The 10,705-nt window shown below is 59.6% G+C and carries 12 protein-coding genes; 4 read left to right on the top strand and 8 right to left on the bottom strand.

Going from position 1 to position 10,705, the window contains the following annotated elements:
• Positions 1 to 4: 4 nt before the first annotated feature.
• The 6 genes from AC2FM3_RS10980 to AC2FM3_RS11005 all read right to left on the bottom strand — a co-directional run bounded on the left by AC2FM3_RS10980 (position 5) and on the right by AC2FM3_RS11005 (position 6,476).
• Entirely contained in the window at positions 5 to 808 is an 804-nt protein-coding gene (locus tag AC2FM3_RS10980; RefSeq protein WP_490360036.1) for a ParA family protein, read from the bottom strand.
• Positions 801 to 1,424, bottom strand: coding sequence for a 16S rRNA (guanine(527)-N(7))-methyltransferase RsmG (gene rsmG / locus AC2FM3_RS10985; RefSeq protein WP_496681627.1), 624 nt, complete (start codon positions 1,422 to 1,424; stop codon positions 801 to 803). The genes AC2FM3_RS10980 and rsmG overlap by 8 nt, the downstream gene beginning before the upstream one ends.
• Positions 1,421 to 3,289: a tRNA uridine-5-carboxymethylaminomethyl(34) synthesis enzyme MnmG gene (gene mnmG, locus AC2FM3_RS10990; RefSeq protein ID WP_496681628.1), complete on the bottom strand. Its 1,869-nt coding sequence runs from the start codon at positions 3,287 to 3,289 to the stop codon at positions 1,421 to 1,423. Before mnmG ends, rsmG begins: the two co-directional genes overlap by 4 nt.
• A gap of 12 nt (positions 3,290 to 3,301) precedes the next feature.
• Positions 3,302 to 4,588 carry a tRNA uridine-5-carboxymethylaminomethyl(34) synthesis GTPase MnmE gene (mnmE, locus tag AC2FM3_RS10995; protein ID WP_496681630.1) on the bottom strand — a complete coding sequence of 429 codons (1,287 nt, stop codon included), beginning with the start codon at positions 4,586 to 4,588 and terminating at the stop codon, positions 3,302 to 3,304.
• Positions 4,589 to 4,619: 31 nt separating this feature from the next.
• Positions 4,620 to 5,891, bottom strand: coding sequence for a transcription termination factor Rho (rho, locus tag AC2FM3_RS11000; RefSeq protein ID WP_496681633.1), 1,272 nt, complete (start codon positions 5,889 to 5,891; stop codon positions 4,620 to 4,622).
• 135 nt (positions 5,892 to 6,026) lie between these two features.
• Positions 6,027 to 6,476 (bottom strand): CopD family protein, encoded by a 450-nt coding sequence (locus AC2FM3_RS11005; RefSeq protein WP_170342619.1) that lies wholly within the window; start codon positions 6,474 to 6,476, stop codon positions 6,027 to 6,029.
• A gap of 403 nt (positions 6,477 to 6,879) precedes the next feature.
• On the opposite strand from AC2FM3_RS11005, the gene AC2FM3_RS11010 reads away from it, so the two are divergent.
• The 4 genes from AC2FM3_RS11010 to dnaQ are packed head-to-tail and all read left to right on the top strand — an operon-like array spanning position 6,880 to position 9,614.
• Entirely contained in the window at positions 6,880 to 7,479 is a 600-nt protein-coding gene (locus AC2FM3_RS11010; protein WP_496681636.1) for a Maf family protein, read from the top strand.
• Entirely contained in the window at positions 7,476 to 8,309 is an 834-nt protein-coding gene (locus AC2FM3_RS11015) for a shikimate dehydrogenase (protein WP_496681639.1), read from the top strand. The genes AC2FM3_RS11010 and AC2FM3_RS11015 overlap by 4 nt, the downstream gene beginning before the upstream one ends.
• The gene (gene coaE / locus AC2FM3_RS11020) at positions 8,306 to 8,899 is read left to right on the top strand and encodes a dephospho-CoA kinase (protein ID WP_496681641.1); all 594 of its coding nucleotides are present in this window, start codon (positions 8,306 to 8,308) and stop codon (positions 8,897 to 8,899) included. Before AC2FM3_RS11015 ends, coaE begins: the two co-directional genes overlap by 4 nt.
• Positions 8,892 to 9,614 carry a DNA polymerase III subunit epsilon gene (dnaQ, locus tag AC2FM3_RS11025; RefSeq protein ID WP_496681643.1) on the top strand — a complete coding sequence of 241 codons (723 nt, stop codon included), beginning with the start codon at positions 8,892 to 8,894 and terminating at the stop codon, positions 9,612 to 9,614. The genes coaE and dnaQ overlap by 8 nt, the downstream gene beginning before the upstream one ends.
• Before the next feature lie 23 nt (positions 9,615 to 9,637).
• Here dnaQ and secB read toward each other — a convergent pair whose 3' ends face one another.
• Together secB and AC2FM3_RS11035 are read right to left on the bottom strand one after the other, a co-directional pair.
• Positions 9,638 to 10,138, bottom strand: a complete 501-nt coding sequence (gene secB, locus AC2FM3_RS11030; protein ID WP_496681644.1) for a protein-export chaperone SecB — start codon at positions 10,136 to 10,138, stop codon at positions 9,638 to 9,640.
• 54 nt (positions 10,139 to 10,192) lie between these two features.
• On the bottom strand, positions 10,193 to 10,684 hold the full coding sequence (locus tag AC2FM3_RS11035) for an FxsA family protein (RefSeq protein ID WP_496681654.1): 492 nt from the start codon (positions 10,682 to 10,684) through the stop codon (positions 10,193 to 10,195).
• Positions 10,685 to 10,705: the final 21 nt, after the last annotated feature.

Below are 10,705 nucleotides of genomic sequence, written 5' to 3' on the forward strand. Positions count from 1 at the left end.
CCGTTCAGACAGCCATTTTCTTGTTCTTCTGCATGATCTCGCGCGCCAGGTGTCGATAGGCCATGGCGCCCAAAGACCCCGAGTCATACTGCAACACCGGCATCGCAAAAGACGGTGCCTCGCTGACCCGTACGTTTCTGGGTATCTTGGTTTTAAATACCATCTCGCCCAAGTTGTCACGCGCGTCCTTTTCGACTTGCCGGGACAAGTTGTTGCGGTTGTCATACATGGTCAACACAACACCTTCGATTCTGAGATCGGGATTCGCGGTCTGACGAACCTCGCGGATCGTCAGCATAAGTTGCGACAGACCTTCCAACGCAAAGAACTCGCTCTGCAATGGGACCAGAACAGAATGCGCCGCGACCATCGCGTTAACCGTCAGAAGGTTCAGCGACGGCGGGCAGTCGATCAGGATGAAATCCAGCCCAAAGGCATCAATGGCCGGCTGGCGCAGAGCATCGTGCAGAAGATAGCTGCGTTTTTCATTCGAAATCAGTTCGATATCAGCCGAGCTCAGATCGACGGTCGCCGGAATGATGTACAGGTTTTCCAGCTCGGTTTCCTGCACAACCGCTTCCAGCGGCGCCTCATCGAGAATCAGGTCATAGGTCGTCCAATCCCGATCCTCGACACCCAGCCCCGTGGACGCGTTGCCTTGCGGGTCAAGATCGACCACGAGAACCTTGCAACCCGCTTCGGCCAAGCCGGCTGCCAGATTGATTGCCGTCGTCGTCTTTCCCACCCCGCCTTTTTGGTTGGCCACGGCGATAATCCGAGGTCCGGCCGGGCGCGACAGATCAACCACGTGAGACTCCTTTGATCTTGAGGATGACAGCCTGAGCTTCAGTCAAACTTTTAATCGGCTCGGCGTCGAATTTCCATTCCCGCTGCGCATCCTCCAGCTCTTTTTTCCAGATGGCACCTTTCGGGAACAGTGCAACGCCGTTTTTTTGCAAATGCCTGTCACAAAAAGACAAAAGCGTCGTCAGATCGGCCAAGGCTCGGGCCGACAGGACGTCGGCATTCAGCGGGTCCGCCAATTCGATTCGCCTGATGATGACCGAACAGTTTGCACCTGTCTCGCGTATGACCGTCCGCAGAAAGGCCGATTTTCGTTGATCGCTTTCGACAAGGGTAAACCGTGCTTGGGGCTGAGTCTCAATGGCCATGACAGCGCAAACGAGGCCCGGAAAGCCCCCGCCGCTTCCAAGGTCCACCCAGTGGTCAAATTTGTCCACCTGACGAAAGACTTGAACCGAATCCAGAATGTGACGCGACCATGACTCGGCCAGTGTGCTGCGAGACACCAAGTTAATTCTGGAATTCCATTTTTTCAACAGATCGACATATAGGCGCAGCCGATCGAATGTTTCACGTGAAACACTCAAGCTGTCCGGCGTCGGTATGAAACTGGAGGTCATGCGTGCCGCGCTTTTTGATCCCGGCGGAGCTTTGCAAGAACCAAAGTCAGAGCAGCAGGCGTCACACCTTCGATCCGACTGGCCTGCGCAATGTTGGCTGGACGCGCATGAGACAGCTTCTGCTTCATCTCAGAAGATAGCCCGTCTAGCGCGAAGTAGTCGAAATCCATTGGGATTTCATAGGCTTCATCCCGCTTCAATGCTTCAACATCCTTCTGCTGACGCGCGATGTAGTTCGCATACAGCGCGTCACGCTCAATCTGCCGCCTGATATCAGGTTCAACATCCTCCAGCCCATCGACCAAAGGCATCAGGTCTTCGAAACATACCGATGGGAAAGCAAGGATCGCCATACCGTCACGCCGATTTCCATCCTGGTTGACGTCAATTCCCACGGATTGAATTTGCTTTGGTGTGAAGGTTTGGCCGGAAAGCTTCTGCTTTACCGTGTCCAGTTTTTCCATCTTATTTTCAAATGCCGCCCGGCGCGTCTCGCTCACGCACCCGATCTCCAGACCAACAGGTGTCAACCGTTGATCGGCGTTGTCCGCGCGCAGCGACAGGCGGAACTCGGCCCGGGACGTGAACATCCGATAGGGCTCTGCAACACCGCGGGTGGTCAAATCATCGATCATCACGCCGATATAACTGTTGGAACGGGTGAAATGGACCGGCTCTCGCCCTTTGACGGCCAACGCGGCGTTCAGACCGGCAACCAGTCCTTGCGCCGCCGCCTCCTCATATCCTGTGGTACCATTGATCTGACCCGCAAGATATAGGCCTGGGATATCCGGCAGCGACAAAGATGCCGTCAATACGCGCGGGTCGATATAGTCATATTCGATCGCATAGCCGGGCTGAAGGATCTCGGCGCTTTCCAATCCTTTGATCGTCCGGACGTATTCAACCTGTACATCCTGAGGAAGCGACGTCGAAATCCCATTGGGGTAGATCGTGTGGTCGTTGACGCCTTCGGGCTCGAGAAAAATCTGATGCGAGTCCTTTTCCGCAAAACGCACGATTTTGTCCTCGATCGACGGGCAGTAGCGCGGGCCAACGCCTTCGATATGACCACCATACATGGCCGAGCGCTTCAGGTTTTTCTCGATGATGTCATGGGTGCGGCTGTTGGTATGGGTGATCCCGCACTCGATCTGCGGTGCTTCTACCGCCTTCGACAAGAAGGAAAACAAGGTTGGGTCGGGATCCCCTTCCTGGCGCTCCAGCCCGCTCCAGTCAATTGTACGCCCATCCAGGCGCGGCGGGGTTCCGGTCTTCAAACGGCCCATCGGAAGGTCATAGCTGTCAAGACGTTCGGCCAACCTGACCGAGGGCCGGTCGCCCATGCGTCCGCCAGGGCGCTGGACATCGCCGATATGAATCACCCCCCGAAGGAACGTGCCAGACGTCAGGATCACAGCTTTCGCCGGAATCTCCGAACCATCGCCCAGAACAACCCCGGCTACACGCGGTCCATCCATCCGGAAATCAACGACTTCGCCGGTCACGACGGTCAGGTTTTGGCGCTTCAGTGTTTCCGCCTGCATGGCCGCCCGATACAATGCCCGGTCTGCCTGAGCGCGTGGCCCCTGAACGGCAGGCCCCTTGCGGCGGTTGAGCAGGCGAAACTGGATGCCGGCCCGGTCCGCGACGCGGCCCATGACACCATCCAAGGCATCGATTTCGCGGACCAGATGACCCTTGCCCAACCCTCCAATGGCCGGGTTGCACGACATTACACCGATATCCGTCTCGGACAGCGTGACCAGCGCTGTATTCGCGCCCATTCTCGCGGCGGCATGAGCGGCCTCGGCACCGGCGTGGCCGGCCCCGATTACCACGACATCAAACTGTGAATGTTTCACGTGAAACACTCCCTATTTCCCAAGACAGAAGCTGGCGAAAATCTCGTCCAGCAGGTTTTCGACATCGACCCGGCCCACAAGGGACTCCAGCGCGCGGATGGCAGTGCGCAATTCTTCCGCTGCAATATCATATAGGTCGGGACCCGATTCCAGAACCTTCAACGATTCGGTCAAAGCCGCAAAAGCGCGCTGCATGGCGCTTCGATGGCGTTCTCGTGTCGCGATGCCAGATGTTGCGGTTCGCTCGCGCAGAACACGCGATATCTGGTCTATCAACCGATCAACGCCCTGCCCGGTCTTTCCCGAAACACCGGACTCGGATTCGCCGCGCAGATCGGATTTCGGCAGAACGTGGATATCTCCGGGCTGAAAAGCGATTCCCAGCTGATCGAGATCTTCGGTCAGAAAAACCCGCAGATCGGCCTTGTCCGCCCTGTCCCGCGCCAAAGCAATGCCCAGACTTTCGACATGATCCCGGGTTTCTCGCAAGCCGGCCGTGTCCAGCAAAGTCACCGGCAAGCCGGCCAGATCCATCCGAACCTCGATCACGTCGCGCGTGGTGCCGGCATATTCCGAGGTGATCGCCGCATCGCGTCCGGCCAAGGCATTCAAGAGCGTTGATTTACCGGCATTCGGCGGCCCCACGATCGCCACCTCGAAACCGGTCCGAATGCGCTCGGCAATTCTCACCCCACGCGACTCGCGGTCCAGATCCACCATCACCCCGGCAATCAACTGCCGCACTTCGGGCGTCACATCTGTGGGAACCTCCTCGTCGGCAAAATCGATCACCGCCTCAAGCAGCGAGGCCGCCCGGATCAGGTCACGCCGCCACCTTTCAGCCAGGTTCCCCAACTCTCCGGCCAGGATTGTCTGGGCCTGTTTGCGCTGCGCCTCGGTTTCCGCATCGATCAGATCGGCCAGGCCCTCCACCTGGGCCAGATCCAGTTTGCCGTTTTCGAGCGCACGCCGGGTGAACTCTCCGGGCTCGGCCATCCGCAACCCATCCATGTCGGCCAGTGTGCGCAACACGGCGTTGACCGCGGCCGTACTGCCGTGGATCTGAAGTTCGGCCACGTCTTCGCCGGTGAAACTGGCCGGCTCTTGAAAGGTCAGCACCAGGCCATCGTCCAGGCGCGAGCCGTCAGGCGCGCGAAACTCGCGCACCCGCATTCCGCGCGCCGGCAAGTCACCGCCCGACAGATCCGCCGCGGCCCGATGCGCCAATGGCCCGGACAGACGGATGACCGCCACACCTGCTTTGCCCTGCGCGCTGGCCAAGGCGAATATCGTATCCATTCAAAGGCCCCGCGTCGGTGACAAGACCGTATCAGGTATTCATCGAGTCGAAGAACTCGGCATTGGTCTTGGTCTGTTTCAGCTTGGACAGCAGGAACTCGATCGCGTCGGTGGTGCCCATCGGGTTGAGGATCCGACGCAGAACGAAGGTCTTCTGCAGATCCGCCTTGTCGACCAGCAGATCCTCTTTCCGGGTGCCGGATTTCAGGATGTCGATTGCCGGGAACACGCGTTTGTCGGCGATCTTGCGGTCCAGAACGATTTCCGAGTTGCCGGTGCCCTTGAATTCTTCGAAGATCACTTCGTCCATGCGGCTGCCGGTGTCGATCAGCGCGGTGGCGATGATGGTCAGCGAACCGCCCTCTTCGATGTTCCGGGCCGCACCGAAGAACCGCTTGGGCCGCTGCAGCGCGTTGGCGTCCACACCGCCGGTCAGAACCTTGCCCGATGACGGCACAACGGTGTTGAAGGCTCTACCAAGTCTTGTGATCGAGTCGAGAAGAATAACAACATCTCGTTTATGCTCGACCAGACGCTTGGCTTTTTCGATCACCATTTCCGACACGGCAACGTGGCGCGATGCGGGTTCGTCAAAGGTCGACGACACCACCTCGCCCTTCACCGAGCGCTGCATGTCGGTCACCTCTTCCGGGCGTTCGTCGATCAACAGGACGATCAGGTAGCATTCCGGGTGGTTCTTTTCGATCGAGTGCGCGATGTTCTGCAGTATCACCGTCTTACCGGTCCGCGGCGGCGCCACGATCAGCGACCGCTGGCCCTTGCCGATCGGCGCGACCAAGTCGATCACACGGGCGGATTTGTCCTTGATGGTCGGATCTTCGATCTCCATCTTCAACCGCTCATCCGGGTAGAGCGGCGTCAGGTTGTCGAACAGGATCTTGTGCTTGGCCTTTTCCGGGTCTTCGAAGTTGATCTTGGTCACCTTCGTCAGCGCGAAATAGCGCTCATTCTCGTCCGGAGCCTTTATCTCGCCCTCAACCGTGTCACCAGTGCGCAGCGAATGCTGGCGGATCATGTCAGGCGAGACATAGATGTCGTCCGGGCCGGGCAGATAGTTCGCCTCGGGCGAGCGCAGAAAGCCGAAGCCGTCCTGCAGAACCTCAAGCACGCCGTCACCGCCCACGGTCCAACCCTCGTCCGCGCGTTCGCGCAGGATTTGGAACATCATCTCGCCCTTGCGCATGGTCGAGGCGTTTTCGATCTCGAGCTCTTCGGCCATGGCCAGAAGGTCTTTAGGGCTTTTCGCCTTCAGATCGGACAGATTCAGGGATTCGGTTGTCATGATTATACGGACCTTGGCCGCAAGGGTGCGGCACAGCATTGAATTTCAAACAGGAAGATGCGCCATCCGGTCGGATGGGTTACCTCTTACATAAGGCCAGCTGCCACCCGAGTCAAACCCGTGCGGGAATGGCCCTCAGAACTTCAGAATGACCGCCAGAACGATGATGACCATCAAAACGGTCGGAACTTCGTTCATCATGCGGTACTGGCGCCCTGTGAGCGTATTGCGGCCCTCGACGAAATCCTTGCGCCGAGCCATCAGCCAGTGATGGAACCAGGTCATACCGATCACCGCCGCGCCCTTGACCCAGGGCCAGGACCAGTCCCACCCGACGATGCCGGGAGTGAACACCATGATCAGGCCGCAGACCCAGGCCACGATCATTGCCGGTCGCATGATCACACGCAGCAGTTTTTCTTCCATTTCAAAGAAGATCTCTGGCGCGCCGTCGACGGCCTGCGCCTTTTCGACGTGATAGACGAACAGGCGCGGCAGATAGAACAGCCCCGCCATCCACGAGATCACCGCCATGATGTGCAGCGATTTCACCCAAGGGTACAGCGTGAAGAGAAGATCGGTCATCGGGTTTCCCGGCACTGGTCGGACTCTCCCTAATAAAAAAAATAGAAAAGAGAAAGGATGATGGTTTTGTAGGGTGGGTAAAATCCGTGGATTATTGTTTTGTCTGCCGGTTTTCCCCAGGTGGATGACTGTATCCCGATTATCCGTAATTCTGTTGAAACAAAGTTTTCACAAGCAAACTCAATGATTTGAAATGAATCCGCCTAACCTTTTCTGGGGATAACTCAAGGGACATCTTTTGATAAACAGGAAATCCCAAGGTCCCGAGTTATTCTTGTCCCGACCGGACAGACTTCGGGCGACTCAGGGAAGTTTCGGGCCGAAATCGCGGGCTTGCGTGTCAACCGGAAAACCATACAAACCGTTCAAGACCAATGATCCACTTGCCCACGGGGTTTTCCACATGACTGTCCCCATCGTACTTGCCTCGGGGTCCGAGATCCGCGCGCAGCTGCTGCGGAACGCCGGGGTGCCGTTTTCCGTCCAAGTCGCCCGCGTGGACGAAGATACCGCGAAACGCGCGCTTTTGGCCGAGGGCGCGCCACCCCGCGACATCGCCGATGCTCTGGCCGAGCTTAAGGCGCGCAAGATCAGTGACAAGACGCCCGGCGCGATGGTTCTGGGCTGTGACCAGGTTCTGGATTTCGACGGACGTCTGTTGTCCAAGCCCGAAACGCCCGAAGACGCGCTGGCGCAGTTGAAGGCGATGCGCGGCAAGCGTCACATGCTGCTGTCGGCGGCGGTGATCTATCAGGACGGCGAACCGGTCTGGCGCCATGTCGGACAGGTAAGGTTGCGGATGCGCGCCAGTTCGGATGCCTATCTGAAGGGCTATGTCGCGCGCAACTGGGACAGCATTCGCCATGCAGTCGGGGCCTACAAGCTGGAAGAAGAAGGCGTGCGCCTGTTCAGCAGCATTGACGGCGACTATTTTAACGTCTTGGGTATGCCCCTGCTGGAGCTGCTCAATTTTCTTGCGGTCCGAGGGGTGATCGAACAATGACCGACAACCGCATTCCACTGGCCGGAGTCATCGGACACCCGATTGCCCATTCCCGATCGCCCGCCCTGCATGGCTATTGGCTGAAGACCTATGGTTTGCCGGGCCATTATGTGCCGATGGATGTTGCGCCTGCCGATCTTGAAACGGTCCTGCGCAGCTTGCCCAAGGCCGGGTTCGTCGGGGCCAATGTCACCGTTCCGCACAAAGAGGCCGCGTTGCGCCTGGCGGATCATGTGTCGGACCGTGCCTCGGTGATCGGGGCGGCGAATACGCTGGTGTTCCGGGCAGATGGCTCGATCCACGCAGACAATACCGATGGGTACGGGTTCATGCAGAACCTGCGCGCGGGTGCGCCGGATTGGGTGCCGCAGGATGGCCCGGCTGTGGTGTTCGGCGCAGGTGGAGCTGCGCGGGCGGTGCTGCAGGCGCTGGCCGAGGCCGGCGTGCCCGAGATCCTGCTGACCAACCGCACGCGGTCGCGCGCTGATCACCTGAAAGAGGAATTCGGCCAGCGCATCACCGTGATTGATTGGGTCAAGGCCGGAAACGTGATCGAAAACGCCGAGCTGGTGGTGAACACCACGTCACTGGGCATGCAGGGCCAACCCGAACTGCGCGTCCCGCTGGACGGGTTGCAGCCGGGAACGGTGGTGACCGATCTGGTCTATGCACCGCTGAAGACCCGCCTTCTGGAACAGGCCGAGGCTGCGGGCTGTAGCATCGTCGATGGGCTGGGCATGTTGCTGCATCAGGCGGTGCCGGGGTTCGAGCGATGGTTCGGCCTCCGCCCCGAGGTCACGGAAGAAACCCGCGCAGCGGTTCTGGCATGAGCTTTGCGTTGGGTCTGACCGGATCGATCGGCATGGGCAAAAGCACCACCGCCGACCTGTTCGCGCAGGAAGGTTGCGCCGTGTGGGATGCCGACGCCGCGGTGCATCGGCTGTATGCGGCAGGCGGCGCGGCGGTCGCGCCGATCCGCGCGGCATTTCCCGATGCGATCGAAGATGAAGCCGTCAGCCGCGACGCCCTGAAACGGATCATCGGCGCCGATCCGACCGCATTGAAACGGATCGAATCCATCGTCCACCCACTGGTTGCCCGGGATCGGGAAATGTTTCGCCAGGCGGCCAAGTCAGACATCCTTGTCTTTGACATCCCGCTGCTTTTCGAAACCGGCGGCGATGCGCAGATGGATGCGGTGGCCTGCGTTTCAATCTCTCCAGACGAGCAGAAGCACCGCGTCATGGCGCGTGGTACGATGACCGAGGCGCAGTTCGAGCAAATCCGCGCCAAACAGATGCCGAATGACGAGAAATGCGCGCGGTCGGATTTCGTGATCGTCACCGACACTCTGGACCACGCCCGCGCACAGGTGCAGGATGTGGTCAGGCAGATCAGGGCAGGATTGGCAGATGCGTGAAATCGTATTGGATACGGAAACCACCGGATTCGATCCCGAAAGCGGCGACCGGATCGTCGAGATCGGCGCCATCGAGCTGTGGAACCACGTCGCCACGGGCGAGACCTATCACGTCTATATCAACCCAGAACGTTCGATGCCGGCCGAGGCCTTCGGTGTGCACGGTATCGGCCCCGACCTGCTGGAGCCGCCGCAAAAACCTGAACCGGGCCAGATCACCCTGAAGGACAAACCCGTTTTTGCCCAAATTGGGCAGGCCTTCCGCGATTTCGTAGGTGATGCGCGGCTGGTGATCCACAACGCCGCCTTCGACATGAAATTTCTCAATGCCGAGCTGGGATGGATGGGCCTGCCCCCGATCCCAATGGATCAGGCGCTGGATACACTGGCGATTGCGCGCAAGCGGTTTCCCGGGTCGCCCGCCTCGCTGGATGCGCTGTGCCGACGGTTCAATATCGACAACTCGAACCGCGTTCTGCACGGCGCGTTGCTCGACTCGGAAATCCTGGCCGAGGTCTATCTTGAGCTGATCGGCGGACGACAGCCCGATTTCGGCCTGTCCGCAGCCCGCTCGGAAACCAGCGGTGGCGGCGAGACCTGGCGCCCGGGCCCGCGGCCGACGCCCCTGCCCCCGCGGATCACCGCGGAGGAGCGCACCGCGCATGAAGCTTTCGTGAAGAAACTGGGCGACAACGCCCTGTGGACCCGCGCCTGACCCGGTCAGGCGCGGGGTCCGTATCAGGCTTCAGTCTTGTTGGCCTGCTCGGCCTGACGGCGCATCAGTTCGTTGCGATACAGCGCGACGAAATCGATATTGTCCAGGTTCACCGGCGGGAAGCCGCCATCGCGGGTGATGTCGCTGACGATCCGGCGCAGGAACGGGAACAGCATGCGCGGGCATTCGATCAGCAGGAACGGGTGCAGCTGGTCCTCTGGCACGCCCTCCACGTGGAACAACCCGCAATAGTCGATCTCGCACAGGAACAGGACGTCCTCCATGCCCTTGGCCTTCGAGGTCAGCTTGAGCTTGATCGAAACTTCGTACTGGTTTTCGACCGGGCGTTTTTTCGCATCCAGGTTCACCTGAACCGAGATTTCGGGCTGCACGTCGCCCGAAACGCCTTTCTGCGCCATCACGTTTTCAAACGACATGTCCCGGATGAACTGGCCCAGGACCCGCATCTTGACTTGCGGGTTGGCGGGGGCTTCGGTGTTGCCTGCGGCGGTGTCTTCGGTCATGGAACGGCTCCAAAAATGAAATTCGCCACTGCTTAGCAAGTTGGGCGCGGCACCTCAATGCCGGTGGGGGCCTTCTACCCATTTCGAAGGACGCGGCGGGTTCGAACGGGGGCGGACCTCGGTGAATTCGCCGTCGATGATGTCGCCCGGCGCGAACGGGCCCTCGTGCCGCGTGGCGCCGCCCATCTGAAACTGCGTGACCGTGACGCGCGATTTCAGCCAGCGGAACACGCCGGCCCTGACCGCCGGGATCAGCAGCGCAAATCCCACCGCATCGGTGAAGAACCCCGGCGTCAGCAGCAGCACACCCGAGACAAGGATCATAGCCCCGCTGGCCAGCGGCTCGGTCGGGTCGTCCAGTTCGGCAAAGCTGCGCTGCAGTTTCTCCAGCGCCATCCGGCCCTGGTTGCGCACCATCACGGTGCCCAGAACCGCCGTCAGCACCACGATCGCCAGCGTTGGCCACAGGCCGATCAGCCCGCCAACCTGGATGAACAGGGCGATTTCGACGATCGGCACCAACAAAAATGCCAAGAACAGGTACATTTGCGCTATCCTTTCCCATAG

The sequence above is a fragment of the Ruegeria sp. BHSB172 genome, assembly GCF_059613165.1.

What these genes read in the sequence shown, in the direction of transcription:
- AC2FM3_RS11015 (WP_496681639.1), top strand. Translation starts at nt 7,476, where the DNA reads ATGACCGACAACCGCATTCCACTGGCCGGAGTCATCGGACACCCGATT.
- rsmG (WP_496681627.1), bottom strand. Translation starts at nt 1,424, where the DNA reads ATGACCTCCAGTTTCATACCGACGCCGGACAGCTTGAGTGTTTCACGT.
- AC2FM3_RS11035 (WP_496681654.1), bottom strand. Translation starts at nt 10,684, where the DNA reads ATGTACCTGTTCTTGGCATTTTTGTTGGTGCCGATCGTCGAAATCGCC.
- coaE (WP_496681641.1), top strand. Translation starts at nt 8,306, where the DNA reads ATGAGCTTTGCGTTGGGTCTGACCGGATCGATCGGCATGGGCAAAAGC.
- dnaQ (WP_496681643.1), top strand. Translation starts at nt 8,892, where the DNA reads ATGCGTGAAATCGTATTGGATACGGAAACCACCGGATTCGATCCCGAA.
- mnmE (WP_496681630.1), bottom strand. Translation starts at nt 4,588, where the DNA reads ATGGATACGATATTCGCCTTGGCCAGCGCGCAGGGCAAAGCAGGTGTG.
- secB (WP_496681644.1), bottom strand. Translation starts at nt 10,138, where the DNA reads ATGACCGAAGACACCGCCGCAGGCAACACCGAAGCCCCCGCCAACCCG.
- AC2FM3_RS11010 (WP_496681636.1), top strand. Translation starts at nt 6,880, where the DNA reads ATGACTGTCCCCATCGTACTTGCCTCGGGGTCCGAGATCCGCGCGCAG.
- AC2FM3_RS11005 (WP_170342619.1), bottom strand. Translation starts at nt 6,476, where the DNA reads ATGACCGATCTTCTCTTCACGCTGTACCCTTGGGTGAAATCGCTGCAC.
- rho (WP_496681633.1), bottom strand. Translation starts at nt 5,891, where the DNA reads ATGACAACCGAATCCCTGAATCTGTCCGATCTGAAGGCGAAAAGCCCT.